The organism is Paenibacillus terrisolis (genome assembly GCF_056171975.1).
Window position 1 is genome coordinate 581,914 of sequence record NZ_JBKFGG010000001.1, and the last position, 17,625, is coordinate 599,538.

A 17,625-nucleotide genomic window follows, 5' to 3' on the forward strand; every position below is an offset into this window, starting at 1 on the left:
TTCTCTCTTCTCCCTCATCGATGAATTATGGCTTGCTGAAATCGTAATAGAACTTAGGCCGTTCTCTCAGCATGATCTTATAGATATCGTAATTCGTATCCATAATGCCTTTGAGATAATCCTTGTAAGGACGGTCGGCTACGTTAACGAGACCGGAATTGTAATGCTCGCCCCAATAGGTTTGCCAATACCTGCCGGAACCTGCCTGATCCACGTAGTTGAACAAATGCGCGCCAACGACATAGTTGAGGCTGGCGACGCCTTCTACGTAGTTCCGGTACCGCATGCCTCTTTCGAACTGGTTTTGCGCCGAATTCGGCAGCAGCGCATTCAACCCTTGCTCCGACGTGCCGTATCCGAATTCACTCATCAGAAGCGGCTTGCCGCCCGATTTCTCAACCACTTCTTCAAACAAATCCGTTTCCAGCTTATAGCTGTAATAGTTAATACTGATGACATCCATATATTTGCCGGCAATTTCGGCAAGCGGTCCCCGAATCTTATCGTTATGAAACGTCGACGTGATCCAGCGATCGCCGAGCAGCAGATGATTCGGATCATACTTGCGAATCAGGCCCGCCATCGTGCCGTAGAACGTATCGATGTAGTATTCAAAGAACTCATCCATATCCTTCCACGATTGCGAGGTGTTAAGCGTAAGCCCCGCTTCCTTCACTTGCTCGAACGAATCGAATTTCGTCCCCCAGTTTTGGTTGAACACCTTGATGCTCCCGTATTTTGCCTCCAGCCTGTCGACCAGTCGCCCTTTGATCGCGGCTTTGCTTGCCTTCAGCTTGGGAACGTCCGAATAGAACTTGTGATATTCGAACTCGTTGCCAAGATAGTAGCCGATCAGCATTTTATCGTCCTTGTTCGGCTCAACCGTATCCGCAATCGCCTTCTCGAGCACCGTTTCCGCTTCCGGAGCAAAGATATCGAAAATTTGAATACCGTCGATTTTAGCCCAATCCATACTATCCACCGGAATCATCAGGGTATACGGCGTATTGCTCTCGGCGCTGTACTTTGTCGGCGAATAGCCGCCGACGCTGTTGAAGCCCCATTTCTTAAGCCGGTCCGTCGCCTCCAGATAGATGGAATGCTCCGTCGGAAAGACACCGTCTTTGTAATATTTGTTCTGCACATAAAACGAATAGTTGCCTTCGCTTATATATGCCTGCTTAAAGATACTGTTATAGGAAGGAACCTCCTCGAACATCTCCTCCCGGCCTTTCACCATCGTGTAGGTTTCGGCCGGCGTAACGGTGTTCACCCCAAGGCTGAAAAACAGATTGCCCTCGGGGGTCGTCATCACTTTTCGATCGCCGATTTGTTGAATGTCGAAGAAACCCGTCGCTTTAAGCCCGTACTTGTCGCTGCTTCCGGCCAATCCGCCGTAAGCGTCTAAATCCGTCGGCGGGCCCAAGCCGCCGTAATAGGCCTCATCACGCTGGGCATCGGCCTTCAGATCGTCCACGCTTTTGACCTTGCCGGAGAAGTTCGCTTTCGCCATCTGGCCGAAACGGTCGATCTGAATATTGACGCTGCCGTTGACGGCGTAATTCCGAACCGGGCTAGGTTCTTTCCCTTTCTTTACCGCGTAAGTTTCCAGTTCGCTATAGGACGTAAGCCGAAACGGCTCCACATACGGCTTGAATGCGTCTTCTTCGTTCAGCCGGTAATAAATATTGGTTCCTTCCGAAAGGGAGGACAACTCGACTTTCATGCCGTTATCGTCCCTCGTTGTTTTTATCGTGGACGACGCCGTGTTGAGGTTGACCTGCACGTTTGAAATTTGCGGCGTCCACGCCTTGGTGGAACCATTCATCTGGATGCGCAAGTATTTCGTCCCGGCCGGAAGCAAGTCCATCTCGTACGCGTACTGCTGCCAGTTAGAAACCGCTTTGCCGATCGTATAGGATTCGACGGCAACCTCCTCATACGTCTTTCCGTCTTTAGAAACGGAGAATTGGGGCTCTTCGATCTTGTAACCTGTAAAATGGTAGCCTCGAACCAAAAAGGAGGACATATCGTAGTCCGTCCGGTAAAACAGATATCCCGGTTTCGTTGTCGTGCGCACCGCTCTGCCCGTATCCCCGCCATAAATGGACGGATTATCGCCAAGCACGTATACGCTTGAGCGGCTGGACGTTAAATCGAAGGAATCGAGCGGGTCCTCGAATCCGTCGCCCAGTTCAAGAGTGCCGTCCGGCACGTAGTGATAAGCGGAGACACGGCTGGCCGCCGCCCTGCCGGAAGCCGAATGATTGACGGCTGTCGCCTTGATTGTCATCTCCTCCAGCACCTCGATGGGAGCGTCGTAATGTTTGCGCGTCAACGAAAACCGCGGATCACTTCCGTCCAGCGTATAATAGACGGTATCTCCTTCATGTCCGCGAATCAGCCTGACCATGCTGCCATAAGGGACATCGCCCGAGGGCAAGCTGGATTTGACGCTGTTCGCCCCGTTCAGCACGACCTTGGCCAAAGACGGGGCTTGCCTGGGATCGCCGCCGGAATACTCAATCTTGAAATACCGGGTCGACCAAGGAAAGTCGCGCCCTTCGTATGTGATTCGGTCTCCGTCCCTGTAAAGGGCGGGCGTTACCTGTTCATAACCCTTCCCGTCGCTCGACACATAGAAATTCAAGCCGTTATACGCATCGCTGCCCGCCTTGACATACGCATATACAGAAAAGGTCCTCATTGGCGTATCCATCCGGTATTCGATCGATTCGCCGGGCACTCCTCCGCTTTTTACACGAGTCCCGTCAACATCATCTTCTGTGGTTACAAGCGACAAACTGTTCGAATGAGTATAAACGTGGCTCCAATCCGTAAAATCGTCGACTTGAATTTCAGGAGATGTAATGCTGCCGGACATTCCTAATAGGAGAAACATGCCCGCGACGAGCGTTAGGGATAACCACGCGCTTGTTCTGTGCACGATTTTCCTCCCACCTCCCTTAAATTTCCTTCAATGATTTGTCCGCAGTACCCCGTTGATTAAACCGTTGTTATATATCAATTTGCTGACGTTTCGAAAAATCCGGCGCCTGTCGAAAAAGAAACAGATCGCAAGCAGCATAAAGATCGGCACCTTGAGCAGCGACTTCATGAACAGACCCGCTTTCCGTTCCGAGCTGACCGCCTTGCTGACGCCCTGCCAATAAATGCGCCGCAGCAGCCATTTCCGGCTAATCCGGCTGCGCGGGATTTTGTGCCGTACCCATGCGTAAGGCGTATAGTATATCGTATAGCTGCCGCGAATCCGATCGATCAGCTCCGTCTCCTCGCTGGAGAGCAGGTTGCTCCCTACCCTTCCCAGGTCTTCGCGGAACGGCTTCATCGTATCGAACACCGACTTGCGAAACGACACATTAGCGCCAAACGGCATCGCCGGCTTAGGCATCTCTACAATCTCGTCAGCGTAATCCAAAATCGTATAAAGCGTCCGATTTTCCGGAAGCAGCCAATCCGGCTCCCCGCCTTCCCAGGCCGGTTCGATCTTGCCGCCGATGCAGCCGATCCTAGGATCGGATTCGAACAAAGAAACGATGCCGGATATCCAGCCTTCGCTAGCCACCGCGTCGTCATCCAAAAACAGGACGAATTCGCCTTTAGCCTCCCGGATGGCGCGATTTCGCGCAACGGATAAGCCAAGCCGCTCTTCATAAACGTACACGATCGGAATCGTCGTGAGCCGTTCGGCGGCCTGAACGACCTGCCTCGTATGGTCCGTGGAACGGTTGTCCACGACGATGACCTCGAACAGCTCCGTAAAATTTTGACGGATAAGGCTGAATATCGCTTCCTCCACATCCGCCGCTCTGTTATGGGTGCAAATCGCAACCGTCGCTTTCATGCATTCACCTCGCACCGTTTCGTTCCGGCTTGTTTCGTTCCGGTATAAATTTGGATCATATGATCGGCTATTTTCCCCCAGTCCAGCTCGGCCAGCTTCTTGGCGATTTGCCTCCTCGTTTCCTCCATATTTAAATGGACCGATTGCTCCAGCGCCTTGCGAAGTCCTTCCGGATCGTCCAGATCGTACAAAATGCCGCAGCCTTCGGAAATGTATTCGGAGAGCGAGCCGAGCCTCGGCGCAACGACCGGCTTATAATTCGACAGCCCCAGGATGGCGCTGCCCGAAGTCGTGATTTGATTGTACGGCAGCACCATGATGTCGCCGGCCTCCAAATAGTCGACAAGTTCGTTATCGTCTACGAAATGCGGATACACCTTAATTCTGGGGTCGTTCAACTGATCGATAAAGTCCAGGCTGTAGCCGTCGTCCACCTTGCCCGCGATAAGCAGCCCGACGTAATCGAGCTTCAAAGCCCTAAACGCCTCAACCAAGTTTTCGATTCCTTTGTACGGATTGATTCGCCCGACGAACAGGAACAAAAACTGCTCGCGCGGAATGCCGAATCGTTTGCGGATATCGATTCCGTTCACGGCGTAAGCGCCGACGTAATGGCCGTGCGGTGTGACGACCAGCTTGTCCGGGCGCAGCCCGAATATCGCGACCGCTTCCCGTTTCACGGACTCGCTGAGTACAAACCCTTTGTTGCAGACGGCCAATATATATTTGCGCATCCAATAATCCCAGTTCGTTTTACCGCTCGAATGCGGCCATATATTGTGCACCGTCCAATACAGACGAACGCCGCGCAGCTTGAAGAACAACAGCAGAGCGGCGTACATGAACGATTTCGCGACCGTCAGCGGGAACGAGGAAGCACGATAGGAATAGCTGGGCCAATGCATATGGAGTATGTCGCCTTTGACCGGCTTCAACATGCTTCTCTTGTCGTAATGCTCTACATGGAGCCCTTTGTCCTCGACAGACTTGGTCAGCAGTTCCGAATACTTGTTGTACGGGCTGACTTTAGGCCACATGTATACAGTTGGTTTACCCATCGACTCCACCTGCTTTTTCTTTGCTTTTAATCACGTTTTTCTCTCTCAACCGGTCGATCAGGAACCGAAAATCGTCTTTATCGAACAGCATGCCGAGGATTCGCACCCCAAAGGCCACTCGCATCGCCACGATCGTGATGACCATTCGTACCAGCCCGCCGACAAGCAGCGCAAGCGCGATGCCGTTCAGCCCGAACATCGGAGTGAACAGGAAGAACAGCCCTATTGTAATGGCCAGCGCGATGATTTGCCTGATCAATACGAGCCCGGGACGACCCAAAGCGTTGAACGAAGTGGCCAATATCCACGATCCTCCCCCGATAATGCATTCGATCGACAGCAGATAGAAAGCGGTGCTTGCCTCCAGAAATTCCTTGCCGTACAAGAGGCCCATCATAACCTTTCCGATGAGCATGCAAGGAATGACCACGATCGTCATCAGCATCAGCGAGAGACGGAACGCCCGGCCAATCGTCGCAATAATTTTGTCTTTATCGAGTCCGGTCAGCTTGGGGAAGATCACGCTCGATATCGCCATCTGCACCGTGTTGAATACGCGGGACAACGCATAAACGACGCTGTAGAGCCCAAGTTCGCGCGAGCTGAGCAGCGACAGGATGATGATCTTGTCGAACTGTGAATACAGCGTGCCGATCAGATCTACGCCAAACACCCGGCTTCCGTAACCGAACAGCAGCTTTGCCGCTGCCTTGTCCACCATCCGGCGGAACCAGCCGATCCTCAGCTCGTTCCTTAGTCGATAAAGCGACCACGCAACGACAAGAAACGTGGTGACGAGAAAGACGGTGGATGCAGCATGGATGCTTAGCATGCCGGCGGCATACAGCAAGGAGATGCCCGCCAGATTGGACAGCGGAACGAACAGCCTTACCCCGTTGTATACGTTGAAATGATCCGTGCTTTGCGCAAGCGCGGCGATCAGGTTGACCGCAAGCAGCATCGGGAGCATAAGAACGGTGTAACCCCTTGCCGTCTGGATGATGTCGGCCGGGTAATTGCCGAGCCACACCGGCATGAATGTCCACGATATGATCCCGACGATAATGCTGACCGGAATTTGGAACAGAAATCCGGCCTTGACCAATTCCCCTCCCATGCCCCTGCTCCGCTTCATGTTATAAATAAGCGAGGTTGGAAGCCCAAAGCCGATCATGCCGGCGAGGAATGTGGCATAGAACTGGATTGCCGTAAATTCGCCTTTGCCGACGACGCCGAACATTCTGGCCGTAATGATCGAAATCAGCGTCGTCAAGACCATGACCATTAGATTGGCCGCGCTCGTATGCATAATCGTCCGGACGATGCCGCTGCCTTTCAGCCGCTTTTGAATCGCCAATTGTGCCATAAACTACCTGCCTATATCTGCATTTATTGTGTGACCGCTTGCGTTGGAGTAAGCCGCACCGAAAACCGCCGTTTCGCCTGCCGGAGATAGCAGTGAACGATAAAGCTCCAGATGACGCTCAAGCAGCGACTGTTTTGTAAACCCGCGGCAGTGCGCAAGGCATTGGCGCTGCAGCTCGCTTTTTCGCTCCGGCGGCATCGCATAATGGCTCTCCAGCTTCTCCTTGATCGCCTCCGCGCTGCCGGGGGCAAACAGGTGGCCGCGGTTCACCACGACGTCCGGGATTCCGCCGACCGCAGCGGCATACACCGGCGTACCGACTTGATACGATTCGATGATGACCCTGCCGAACGGCTCCTCCCAGATCGAGGGAACCACCGTCGCATCCATGCGGCCCATCAGCTCCCGCGCCTCGGCCGGCTTCACTTTGCCGGTAAAGACGAACCGATCGTCGCTTAGGCACACCTCCTCCAGTTCTTCCCTCAGCTTGCCTTCCCCGCATACGTACAGCGTTCCGACCACTTCGCGCGGCAGCATGCGAACCGCCTCGACCAATTCGCGAACGCCTTTCTCCGCCTCGATTCTTCCGAAATAGCCGACGCGAAGCGGCCTTACGGTGAAATCCTTTGCGGCCATGGCAATGTCTCCGTCGACAACGTTCGGAATGACCCTCTTCGCCGCGTTCGGAAACAGGCCCAGGCCGGTATGCCGGTTTAAAATATGCGAAGAAATGCCTACGACGGCCGAAACTCTTTTGCTGAAACCAAGCGAGGTTCTTTTATAAACCGAAGCCAACCTCGTATTCGAGATCGGCGAGCTGACGGGCGAAATCAACGAGTAATCTCTCAGCGTGTGAACGATCGGCACGCCCGCCTGATGGCAGGCTGACCAAATGCCGGCCCCGAAGCCGGATAAATTTTGCGTATGGACGAGATCGGGCTTGATCTCCGCAATCAGCTTTGCCACCGCGCGGATCTGAACCGGATTGTAGAGGTCGATGAGCCGGCGGGCCGTTTTTTGCAGCGTGCTTTTGCCCTCCCCGGCACCGATCCAGTACAAGTTATTGTGCGGAACGCGGTGTACCTTCACCCCGTTTACCCAATCGGTCGTTACGCCGCCGCTTCTTTTCTGCCCGCCCGTCGTCAATACATGAACCTCTGCGACATCCGTCAGCGTCTCAGCTAAAATTTGGGTTGAAATTTCTGCACCGCCAATCATATACGGGCTATACAAACTGTTAGCTATTACGATTTTCATGGTTTTCATAGCTCACTTCTCCTTTCGCCGTCGACAGGTTTCCCGGGCGAGCCTAGCCTGTTCACCTATACCGGATTTAGCGCAGGAGCTTCTTCAAACACCGTCTCCATATCGAACAATCCGCCACGGATGAAGCCGATTAACAGCCAAAAATTCAAAAATGCGTAGGAATCGAAATTCATCACAAGCGACAAGCATAGGGCAAAGGCGAATTTCGCGAAGGGATTCGTTCCGCAACTGCGAAATACGGTGGTAAGGAACCCTCCGAAAAGGATGACGCCGATTAATCCTTCTTCAGCGAACACCTTCGAGATCAACGCCCGGGAAGTCGCCGCTTCGGGATGAAGATTTACTAAAGAATACACTTCCGAAAAATGAAGCCCGCTGCTGAAATATTGCTGAAGTAATTCGGACGCCTCCATATAATAGAAGCCCCCGCCCAAGCCGAAAATCGGGTGCCGGATAAATTCAATGAAGCCGATCGCCGGATACGCGATGCGAACGAAAACGGAGTTATCGTTCTGCCATAGCTGAGTGAAGTTAAACTGGAACCGATCCGTGAAGTAGCCGCTGATATGAAACGTTTTGATCAGGTACGGCGCGCCGAATCCGATTACGAGTACGCATACTCCCAGAATAACAATCATACGGCCTCTATTTTTGCTGGTCGTCAATACGTAGAACAATAGCGCGAGCAGCAGCACCGTATAAGCGTAAGAAGAGAACGACAGCATCAGCAGCAGTGCCGTGGAGGCAAGCAGGATAAACTGCTTGCGAAATCCCCGCTTATACAGGAAGAACATCAGTACTCCGCCGCTCAGCATATGGATTGCCGCCCAGGACGGCTCGCCCGACAGCATTTGGATCCGCCGCGTATACACCTTCTCGGAGAACAATCCGGTCAATACAGCGGAAAATCCGTTCTTCACGATAAATGCATCCGCAAGCTGTATGAAACCGGCAATAAGCGGCGGCACGAAAGCGACCGCAACGCATCGGGCGACGCTTCCCAGCAGCTCCGGTTCTTGCTTGATCTGCTCGGCCGCGTATACCGATACCCGGTACATGGACAAGCCGAACACTTGCGTGACGACATGCGAAAAACTGCTGCCAAGATCACCGTTCATCGTGGCCGCAACCAGCGAATGGCCGATGCTATACATGAAAAAAAACAGTAAAAATAAATCCCCTTTTTTGAACCTGAAGTCGGTAAACAGGATCAACAAAGAGGCCGCAAACATCGGAAACATCGCGACCGGCCGATAGACCGTAAACGGGATATATGGCAAGCTGTCGTAGGTGAGCAGCGACAAAGATAAAAAAAACATCGCCATAACTAAATTTCGAACGCCTGCCACCTGCCCCACGCGCAATTTTCCTAAGATAAGATCAACTCCCATTTTTTACGTGTTGCCGAACTGCTGAAGCGCCTTGACACATAACCGATCGAATTGCGCGATAACTTCTCGTTCATTTCTTCGTTGTCAAGCAAGAGCAGCACCATCCGCGCCATCTCCTCGTCGGACTCGCAGACGAATAAATCCTCCCGGTTGACGGCGTCGATGCCTTCGCCCCCGATCGGATTCGTCACGACGGGAACGCCGAGCGACATTGCTTCGACGATTTTCGTCTTGATGCCGGTGCCGAACAGCAGCGGAGCGATCATGACGGCCGCATCTCCCATCGCGCGCTTCACATCGTCCACCTCGCCGGTCACGACGATATCGGGATAAACCTCTTGCAGCCGCACCACTTGGGGGCTCGGGTTTTTGCCGATAATATAGAACTTCGCGTCCGGCGCTTTGCGCTTTACGTCAGGCCATATCCGTTCGCAGAAGTAGACGACGGCCGAGCTGTTGTGGGGGATGTCCATCTTGCCGACGTACACGACCTTGTTCCGGTCGTAGGACCGAGCGCCTCTCCCCGCTGCCTTGTCCGGATCGAAGCGCATCGGAATGCCGAGGCAGGAACGGTGGCGGATCGTATGGCCAAACGTTTCCGCTTCCTTTGGAGATGTAAAAACAAGATGCTGAAAGTTGGCCGCCACCTTCCTCTCGTATTCACCGAGCAGCTTGCTTTCGTAAGCGATCAGCCGCTTCTGAAAAAATTTCAAATCGGCGAACCGCTTGAGCGCAGCCGGCAGCTTGTCCGCGAAACCGCCGAAGACGGAAGGGATATACCGGAACCATTCCAACTGCCGCTCATAGCGCAGGGAAAGCAAGTCGTCGTAACTGAGCACTTTCTGTCCCGCTCCATCGGTCAAATATTGGGCCACCCTCACCATATCGTACAGAATGACATCCGGTTGCTCCTCGCGAATCAATGCTTTGATCTTCCGGTGCGTAGCCCGGGAGTAATACGCCGATACTTGAAGCGGCCAAAGCCGCAGCAGCAGCGAATAGACAAGGACGTTGTACAGCTTCTCCGCCATACCCGGACTCTCCAGACAGACGAGACGGGAGATGACGGACGGACGGTCCTTCAAATATTTTCGATCGTCTACAAACGATAGATTGATAATTTCGCAATCGGGATAAATCTCTTTCATTTGCTCGATGTATTGCTGAAGCAGGTTTTTTCTGCCGTCCGTATTCGGGAATGGCAGGCGATTGGTGATAAATACGATTTTCTTCATCGGTTCCCCACCTCAGAAAGCATCACTGGCTCCCAATAATAGTCTGAATGTTTTGAATATAATTTTCAGATCGCCTAGAATGCTGCGGTTTTTAATATAGGTCAAATCGAGTTCGACCATCTCATGGAAGCTGAGGTTGTTGCGTCCGCTTACCTGCCACAATCCCGTACAGCCGGGCGTAGCGGCCAGACGCAGCTTATCGTTTTCCGTATATTCCTCCACTTCATGTACGAGAGGGGGTCTTGGCCCCACCAGCGACATGTCGCCTCTAAGCACATTGTAGAGCTGCGGCAACTCGTCGATGCTTGTCTTGCGGATAAACTTCCCGACTCTCGTAATCCGCGGATCATCTTTCATTTTGAACATTGCGCCGCTAATCTCATTTTTGTCGAGCAGACTCTTAAGCCGCTCCTCCGCGTTCATCACCATCGAACGGAATTTAAACATCCGGAACGGCTTTTCGTCTTTGCCGATTCGCGTCTGGTAAAAGAACACCGATCCTTTCGGATCCTCCAGTTTAATCAGGACCGCGACCAAGACGAACAGCGGGCTTAGCAGGATCAGGCCTAACGATGCGCCGACAATGTCAAACAATCGCTTGACGATAAAATAGGGTGTAGCAACCCGATAGTAATCAGAGTAACGATCAGAGGTACGAAAGTTCAACACCGCTTCTTCACGATATTTCAGTTGCATGATTTATTTCCCCCTCATATCTGATGAATTTTTTCCTCATGTACACGGTCAAGCAGTTCGTTCAACTCCGTGATCAGTTGATGTTTCAACTCATTATTTCTGAGCGCGAAATCGACGGTCGTCATAATAAAGCCAAGCCGCTCGCCAACGTCGTAACGTTTCCCTTGAAAATCATAGGCGTATACACCCTGATCCACGTTCAGCTTCTGGATGGCGTCGGTTAGCTGGATTTCACCACCTGCGCCGATCTCGTGCCGGCCGAGATATTCAAATATTTCCGGCGTGAGCACATAACGGCCCATGATCGCAAGATTGGACAAGGCTTCTCCTTTCGGCGGCTTCTCCACCAAGCGGTTCACCTGCACGAGGCGTCCCATCGTTTGTCCGGGATCGACGATGCCGTAGCGGTCGGTCTGTTCCGGGCTGACCGGCTGAACTCCAATCACGGAACAACCGGTTTGGTCATATTGCTCGATAAGCTGCCTGGTGCAAGGAATCTCCGCTTCCACGATATCGTCGCCGAGAAGTACGGCAAACGGCTCATCACCGATGAAGTTGCGCGCGCACCATATGGCGTGGCCAAGCCCTTTCGCTTCTTTCTGCCGGATGTAATGAAGATTGACGTTTGAGGATTTGCGAACTTTTTCCAAAATATCGAGCTTTCCTTTTTTCTCCAGCGTGTACTCCAATTCAAAGGCACTATCGAAATGATCCTCGATTGCCCGTTTCCCTTTCCCCGTTACGACGATAATGTCCTCAATGCCCGACTCGATCGCTTCTTCTACGATGTACTGAATCGTGGGCTTATCGACAATCGGGAGCATTTCTTTCGGCATCGCTTTCGTTGCCGGCAAAAACCTTGTACCTAGTCCTGCTGCTGGAATAATGGCTTTTCTCACTTTTTTCATCGAACCACTCTCCATATCCATTTTTTTTATTTTGTGCAAAATCTAGGATGCTAAAAATGCGAGCTATGCTCTCCAAGCCAATCCGGAAAGCATAGCTCGGACCTTTAGAAATCTTGCGGTCCGAGCATTCTTGCTTTCTGAAATGGGGCATCTGACCCCCCCTCACGTCACACCCTCGACGCTAAACGTCTAAGGCCTGTTAGGCCCACAGCATGACCGAGTGCCTCCAGTGATAAAGGTGCGGGAGACATTACCTTTCCTTCGAATCGTCTTAAAGAGGTTGTTCAAAAAGACAAGTGCCGGGAAGGAAAACCGGATATTGGCCGTTTAGCCGTATAGCGGTTGTTTTTTCGGCTTCGTCCTGTTCAGCACAACGCCGACAATTCGTGCCTTCACGTGTTCCAGATTGGCTTTCGCCTTGCGTACTGTCTCTTTCTTGGCCTTGCCGGAATGGACGACCAAGACGACACCGTCGCTTAGGCTCGCCGCTAACTGGGCGTCCACCCTGTTCATGATCGAAGGCGTGTCGACAATGACTGCGTCGTACTCCTCCCGCACTCGGTGCAGAAGCTCTTCCAGCCGGCTCGATGACAACAACTCCGCCGGATTGGGAGGCGTAGGTCCCGAAGGCAGGATCGCCAGATTGTCCGTATCGGTAAGCTTAATGACATCCGCTCCGTCCAACTGGCCGACCAGCAAATTCGTTAAGCCTTCATGATTGCCGACCGCAAAGATGTGATGCAGCATCGGTTTGCGCAGGTTGGCATCGATCAGCAGCACCCGTTTACCCGCCTGCGCGAAAGCGACCGCCAGATTGGCGGATGTGGTGCTTTTCCCTTCCCCGGCATCGGAAGACGTAACCGTGATGACCTTCATCACCTTGTCCATGGCGGAGAATTCGATATTCGTTCGCAAAATGCGGTATTCCTCGGCGATCGGCGATGCCGGATTGGCGTTCATGATAAGCAGACGGTTCGAGTTAGGATCCGAGCGAAACATGGTTCTCCCTCCCTGACATAGGTTTCTCGTTGGAGCCGTTGTCTTTCATATCTTTTCGCTTCATCTTCGCGATCGAGCTCAGCACCGGAAGCTCCAATGCTTCGATCACGTCCCGTTCGTTCTTCACCGTGTCGTCCAGAAATTCAAGCAAGAAGCTGACGGCTAAACCTGCCATGAACGACACAATAAAGGCGACCGCAACGTTCACGACGATGTTCGGAGAGACGGGACCGTGCGCTTCCTCCGGATCGGCTTGATTCAGGATCGCGACGTTGTCGACCTTCATCAGCTCCGGCACCGTCTTCTGGAAAACGGCGGCGACCGCGTTCGCTATCCGCGCTGCCCGCTCATATGAGTCATCCCGTACCGTAATGGACATCACCTGCGTCTCGCTGACTGTGCCGACCGATACTTTGCTCATAAGCTCGCCGTACGTCGCATTCAACTGCGGATATGCCTGAGCGACGTCTTTCATAATCCGCGGCGTCTTAATAACCTCTTTGTAGGTTTTGATCAGCAGCACGGTTGAATTGATCGAGCCGACGTCCATCGACTTCACCAAGGAGTTGCTGTCCTTGTAGTCATTCACGATCAGCAAGGACTGCGCTTCATACTGCGGCGTCATGTAGGAAACGGTAAAGTAGCCGACAGCCGCACAGCTTACGATGACGATAAGTGCTAAAATCCACAGCCTCTTCTTTACGACAAGCCAATAAAGTTTCAGTTCCAAGAGCGGTTCCTCCGCGATTTTGTAGTATGGTTCGATTTATCTATTCATATCGAATAATTGTTTTATATATAATTATTCAATTCGAGAACTTTTGGGCATAAAAATGTCATGTCATCCCAGGCAGCGTAGTTAAATGCAGGTTTGCATAACTACTCTTTCTTTCAGCCGAATTCAAAAATTGTTCGACCGTCCCGCCTTGCATGACATGCTCCATCATTTCTTCCGGGCCGGCAGAGATGCCATTCTGCCGAAGTGCGTATCCCAGCAACTTCGAGGTGTCCAGAGGTCCGTTAGAGTACGGCATGCCCGATGCCTGCAACAACTCGGAGATCGCCGGGAGCTTACGGTTTCTTCTTTCCAGCGACGGGTCCTTCGCCAAACGCGCCAGAAATTGCTTCAGCCTTTCCTTCTTCATGCTTTGGAGTTCATTGTGGTTCATCTTCACTTACCTCCATCCATGTTGGGCTGACGGCATACGTCCACACGTGATTACGGGGCCGACGCCCGCCTTTTTTATGCATGTCTGATCTCGGGGCGAGTGCGCTAAGACTATCGTTTGTATTAGAGTATTACATTTCTGTCATAAAAAAATGAGAGGAAAAAGACATGTTTATATAAGTCTTTCGTATTCATTTTCAAAATGGTATTCTATGAAACGATTCCTATTTTTTGGATGGGTTGCTTTTCCTCATTCGACATACTTATTTCAATTATTTTCTTATCCATCCGTCAGGAATTGACAATTCTCTTATCGTTTTGGCCGGGGTACCGGAAACAAGCGTATTGGCCGGCACGTCTTTCTTCACCGTACTGCCGGCCGCGACGACTGCGTTTTTGCCTATCGTAACGCCGGGTAATATTAAGGCTCCCGTCCCGATCCAGACGTTATCATGAATCGTTATTTTCTTCCGCAGGTCCTTCTCTTCGCCGGCCGGCTCCACCGCGTGATAGACGCTGTCAAATATGCTTGTCCGGGGGCCGATCTTTACGTTGTTCCCGATATATACTTCTAGATTGGCCGCAATGCCGACCCCCGCGTTAATAAGCACGTCGTCGCCGATCGTCAGCTTCGCTCCTTTCAGCACCGTAAGCTGGGTTCCCCACGGCCTGCCGATAATATGCAGCCGTTTCCCGACCTGCAGCTCGCCGAACTTGTTCAAATATACTTTGCCTCTTACACGGGGCAGCATATTCAGCGAAGGTTGGACTTTTCCGAAAATCGCGTATCCTTTCAATCTCGACATGACCGCTTTCGCTTTATTAAACAGCATAAGTCCCATCCCATCTCCTTTGTTTGCGTAGTGCTTGTGCAAGAGCGCCAATTTTTCCTTTAAGTGCGTGTTCAAAAAGTCAGGTTTACAGGACCGAAGCTTATGCTTACGATGCAGCGTTTTTTCAAAACGCTTTTAGTTGGATAAAGCTAGGGACTGAGTAGCGGAGCTGCACGTTTTCGAAGAAAACGGCTTCGGAAGCATAAGCTTGGCAGACCTACGTGAGCAACGGAAGGCCCGGCTGAATTCAAGATTCGACGTCGAATCTACTTCATGTACTGCTTCGTCTTGGAAAGATGACTTTTTGAACAACCTCTATAACACCCTTATCTTAGTACAGAGCCGATCAGTGAGCTACGACCCGGAGTAGGATTTAATTCCAACTTTATGGCCGATTGGGAGGTTCAGGCATTCAAGGAGATTTGGTCCTATTGATTGATTGCCCTCACTAACTAGGATGGTTACAATGAGTCCAAGAATTTTTCGAAGAAAGCCGGTGGACTAATGAGCGCTATTGCTGGCGTCTATGGATACGGTAGCGGGCCTCCCGTTACTTCGGTGCTGGAGACAATGATGCATGAATTGCAAAAATATCCTGCCGATACCGTGCAAATATGGCACGGGGAGACAGTAAGCTTCGGCTGCCATGCACAATGGATTACCCCCGAGTCTGTTCTCGAAAGCCTGCCTTATTATGATAGGACATACGGACTGGCCATCACCGCGGATGCGATCATAGACAATCGGGACGATTTATTCCAGCGATTGCAGGTTGACCGGAATCGCCGGAGCCGGATCACGGACAGCGAGCTTATCTTATTGGCTTATCTCAGATGGGGCAAGGAAGCCCCGCGTTACCTAATAGGAGACTTCGCTTTCGTCCTGTGGGACGAACGGCGGCGCTTGCTGTTCGGAGCACGGGATTTGCTGGGCAACCGAACGCTTTATTATCATCGTGATCATAGGCGGTTTTCCTTCTGCACCACGATGCGGCCTCTTCTGGCAATGCAGGACATCCAGGCCAAATTGAACGAATCGTGGTTTGCCGAATTCCTGGCCATCCCGCTTGTTCAGGATTGCGTAGAAGTTCACGCTACGGCTTATGACCGCATAGAACTGCTCCCTCCGGCTCATACCTTCACCGTTCAGGACGGAGCAGTCGTTTTGGAGCAATACGATGCGCTGCTGCCTCCCGGTTCAGAGCTTCGCTTTCGATCAAACGGCGAATACGAAGAGGCTTTCCGTCATGTTTTTCAGGAAGCTGTAGACTCGAAACTCCGGACTTTCAGGCAAGTCGGCATCAGTTTAAGCGGCGGGCTGGATTCGAGCGCCGTAGCAAGCTTCGCCGCCAGCTCACTCCGGGATCGGGGGAAAAAGCTGTACGGCTACAGCTATGTACCGCCTGCGGATTTTACGGATTGGACTTCTAAACGAGCTGCAGCCGACGAAAGTCCTTATATACAAGCTACGGCAAAGCACGTAGGCAACATCGCCGAAAATTACTTGGACTTCCCGGGACGGGACTCGTACGCGGAAATTGACGACTTGATCGATCTTATGGAAGGGCCCTATAAGTTTCTTGAAAATTCCTTCTGGTTAAAAGGAATTCTCGAGGCGGCAGCACAACAGGACGTTGGGGTTCTGCTGAATGGGGCCAGAGGAAACTATACGATATCATGGGGGCCCGCCGTCGATTATTACGCGCTGCTGCTTCGCAGGCTGCGTTTGATGCGCCTGTACCGGGAGCTTAATCTCTACAGCCGGCGGATGGGATACCGAAGATCCCGGCTTCTGCGGGCGATCGGCAAGCAGGCTTTCCCGAGCATTGCCGGATCTTTGTCATCAAACCGTCCGTCTGTGGGACCGCGGCTTATTCATCCTGAATTTGCCGCAAAAACGAAAACATTCGAGAAGCTCATCTCCCATGATGTCGGGCTTTCCGAAAGTTCCATGAATGAATTTCAGGCGAGGGAATATCAGTTTCGCGATCTGTCGGTCTCTAATCATCAGGGGGTTTCGAGCACAAAATTTTCCTTGCGCTATCGTCTCTGGGAACGAGATCCGACCGGCGATCCGAGAGTTATTCGCTTTTGCCTGTCTCTCCCCGTCGAACAGTACGTTCAGAACGGCATCGACCGGTCACTTCTTCGCCGGGCGACCAAGGGCCGCCTGCCCGATGAAGTTCGGATGAATCAACGGATCAGCGGAATACAGGGTGCCGATTGGATTCACCGGATGCTTCCGAAGTGGGGAGCTTTCTTGGACGAACTGAAGCAATTGTGCAAAGATCCCGCCGCTTCCCATTATCTTAACGTGGCGCAGATTCGGGAATCCATGTCGCTTGTCGGGGCATCCCCGAAGCCGGAAATGGCTTATAATCCTCACGTCCGATTAATGATGCAAGGCTTGATCGCATACCGATTCTTGCAACAATTCTAGTCATGACTGCCGATTACCACGGAAAGGAGGTGATAAAAATGGAGGATAAGAAGGCTTGGAAAGAGCCGGTATTGGAGGTTCTCGACATCAACATGACGATGGGCGGACCTAACGGAGTAATACCGGACAAAAACGGCAAAGGTTCGAATAACGGCAAGCCAGGTGAATTAGATTCCTAAATGAATGAAACGCCCCCTTACTGATTTTAATCAGGGGGCGTTTTCCATCTTAGGTTTCATAGCAAATGATATTAGGGAGAACAAATAAAAGCCGCTCGAGAAGTAAATTAATCCCTAATTCTCGGTCGGCTTTTAAATGTGTTGTCAAAAGGTTGTCAAACGCTGTTGTTTATCCTATTCCTCAAGGGATAGCAGCGCCACGCACTCCCCATGCTTATATCC

Annotated in this window: 15 protein-coding genes; 2 read left to right on the forward strand and 13 right to left on the reverse strand. The window is 52.0% G+C overall.

The features are described from left to right. Positions 1-25: 25 nt before the first annotated feature. The 13 genes from ACI48K_RS02515 to ACI48K_RS02575 all read right to left on the reverse strand — a co-directional run bounded on the left by ACI48K_RS02515 (position 26) and on the right by ACI48K_RS02575 (position 14,785). The gene (locus ACI48K_RS02515; protein WP_475025995.1) at positions 26-2,947 is read right to left on the reverse strand and encodes a chitobiase/beta-hexosaminidase C-terminal domain-containing protein; all 2,922 of its coding nucleotides are present in this window, start codon (positions 2,945-2,947) and stop codon (positions 26-28) included. Positions 2,948-2,977: 30 nt separating this feature from the next. Further along, on the reverse strand, positions 2,978-3,865 hold the full coding sequence (locus ACI48K_RS02520; RefSeq protein ID WP_475025996.1) for a glycosyltransferase: 888 nt from the start codon (positions 3,863-3,865) through the stop codon (positions 2,978-2,980). Then, positions 3,862-4,923: a glycosyltransferase family 4 protein gene (locus tag ACI48K_RS02525; protein WP_475025997.1), complete on the reverse strand. Its 1,062-nt coding sequence runs from the start codon at positions 4,921-4,923 to the stop codon at positions 3,862-3,864. Before ACI48K_RS02525 ends, ACI48K_RS02520 begins: the two co-directional genes overlap by 4 nt. Beyond that, on the reverse strand, positions 4,916-6,289 hold the full coding sequence (locus tag ACI48K_RS02530) for a lipopolysaccharide biosynthesis protein (RefSeq protein ID WP_475025998.1): 1,374 nt from the start codon (positions 6,287-6,289) through the stop codon (positions 4,916-4,918). Before ACI48K_RS02530 ends, ACI48K_RS02525 begins: the two co-directional genes overlap by 8 nt. 3 nt (positions 6,290-6,292) lie before the next feature. Then, entirely contained in the window at positions 6,293-7,555 is a 1,263-nt protein-coding gene (locus tag ACI48K_RS02535; protein ID WP_475025999.1) for a glycosyltransferase family 4 protein, read from the reverse strand. Between the two features lie 56 nt (positions 7,556-7,611). Beyond that, positions 7,612-8,913 (reverse strand): O-antigen ligase family protein, encoded by a 1,302-nt coding sequence (locus tag ACI48K_RS02540; protein ID WP_475026000.1) that lies wholly within the window; start codon positions 8,911-8,913, stop codon positions 7,612-7,614. Positions 8,914-8,924: 11 nt separating this feature from the next. Next, entirely contained in the window at positions 8,925-10,181 is a 1,257-nt protein-coding gene (locus ACI48K_RS02545) for a glycosyltransferase family 4 protein (RefSeq protein ID WP_475026001.1), read from the reverse strand. 12 nt (positions 10,182-10,193) lie between these two features. After that, positions 10,194-10,877, reverse strand: coding sequence for a sugar transferase (locus ACI48K_RS02550; RefSeq protein ID WP_475026002.1), 684 nt, complete (start codon positions 10,875-10,877; stop codon positions 10,194-10,196). Positions 10,878-10,891: 14 nt separating this feature from the next. Next, positions 10,892-11,785: a UTP--glucose-1-phosphate uridylyltransferase GalU gene (gene galU, locus ACI48K_RS02555; protein ID WP_475026003.1), complete on the reverse strand. Its 894-nt coding sequence runs from the start codon at positions 11,783-11,785 to the stop codon at positions 10,892-10,894. 327 nt (positions 11,786-12,112) lie between these two features. Next, positions 12,113-12,784, reverse strand: coding sequence for a CpsD/CapB family tyrosine-protein kinase (locus ACI48K_RS02560; protein ID WP_475026004.1), 672 nt, complete (start codon positions 12,782-12,784; stop codon positions 12,113-12,115). Next, entirely contained in the window at positions 12,765-13,514 is a 750-nt protein-coding gene (locus ACI48K_RS02565; protein ID WP_475026005.1) for a YveK family protein, read from the reverse strand. The genes ACI48K_RS02560 and ACI48K_RS02565 overlap by 20 nt, the downstream gene beginning before the upstream one ends. Before the next feature lie 106 nt (positions 13,515-13,620). After that, positions 13,621-13,953: a hypothetical protein gene (locus tag ACI48K_RS02570; RefSeq protein WP_475026006.1), complete on the reverse strand. Its 333-nt coding sequence runs from the start codon at positions 13,951-13,953 to the stop codon at positions 13,621-13,623. Between the two features lie 271 nt (positions 13,954-14,224). Next, the gene (locus ACI48K_RS02575) at positions 14,225-14,785 is read right to left on the reverse strand and encodes an acyltransferase (RefSeq protein ID WP_475026007.1); all 561 of its coding nucleotides are present in this window, start codon (positions 14,783-14,785) and stop codon (positions 14,225-14,227) included. Positions 14,786-15,289: 504 nt separating this feature from the next. Here ACI48K_RS02575 and ACI48K_RS02580 point away from each other — a divergent pair. Together ACI48K_RS02580 and ACI48K_RS02585 are read left to right on the forward strand one after the other, a co-directional pair. Beyond that, positions 15,290-17,224 (forward strand): asparagine synthase-related protein, encoded by a 1,935-nt coding sequence (locus tag ACI48K_RS02580; RefSeq protein ID WP_475026008.1) that lies wholly within the window; start codon positions 15,290-15,292, stop codon positions 17,222-17,224. Positions 17,225-17,262: 38 nt separating this feature from the next. Next, positions 17,263-17,403, forward strand: a complete 141-nt coding sequence (locus tag ACI48K_RS02585) for a paeninodin family lasso peptide (protein ID WP_475026009.1) — start codon at positions 17,263-17,265, stop codon at positions 17,401-17,403. The last annotated feature ends 222 nt before the right edge of the window (positions 17,404-17,625 follow it).

Coding starts and splice junctions, on each gene's coding strand:
- ACI48K_RS02560 (WP_475026004.1), bottom strand. CDS start 12,784: ATGTTTCGCTCGGATCCTAACTCGAACCGTCTGCTTATCATGAACGCC.
- ACI48K_RS02530 (WP_475025998.1), bottom strand. CDS start 6,289: ATGGCACAATTGGCGATTCAAAAGCGGCTGAAAGGCAGCGGCATCGTC.
- ACI48K_RS02545 (WP_475026001.1), bottom strand. CDS start 10,181: ATGAAGAAAATCGTATTTATCACCAATCGCCTGCCATTCCCGAATACG.
- ACI48K_RS02525 (WP_475025997.1), bottom strand. CDS start 4,923: ATGGGTAAACCAACTGTATACATGTGGCCTAAAGTCAGCCCGTACAAC.
- galU (WP_475026003.1), bottom strand. CDS start 11,785: ATGAAAAAAGTGAGAAAAGCCATTATTCCAGCAGCAGGACTAGGTACA.
- ACI48K_RS02575 (WP_475026007.1), bottom strand. CDS start 14,785: ATGCTGTTTAATAAAGCGAAAGCGGTCATGTCGAGATTGAAAGGATAC.
- ACI48K_RS02570 (WP_475026006.1), bottom strand. CDS start 13,953: ATGAACCACAATGAACTCCAAAGCATGAAGAAGGAAAGGCTGAAGCAA.
- ACI48K_RS02550 (WP_475026002.1), bottom strand. CDS start 10,877: ATGCAACTGAAATATCGTGAAGAAGCGGTGTTGAACTTTCGTACCTCT.
- ACI48K_RS02580 (WP_475026008.1), top strand. CDS start 15,290: ATGAGCGCTATTGCTGGCGTCTATGGATACGGTAGCGGGCCTCCCGTT.
- ACI48K_RS02520 (WP_475025996.1), bottom strand. CDS start 3,865: ATGAAAGCGACGGTTGCGATTTGCACCCATAACAGAGCGGCGGATGTG.
- ACI48K_RS02585 (WP_475026009.1), top strand. CDS start 17,263: ATGGAGGATAAGAAGGCTTGGAAAGAGCCGGTATTGGAGGTTCTCGAC.
- ACI48K_RS02535 (WP_475025999.1), bottom strand. CDS start 7,555: ATGAAAACCATGAAAATCGTAATAGCTAACAGTTTGTATAGCCCGTAT.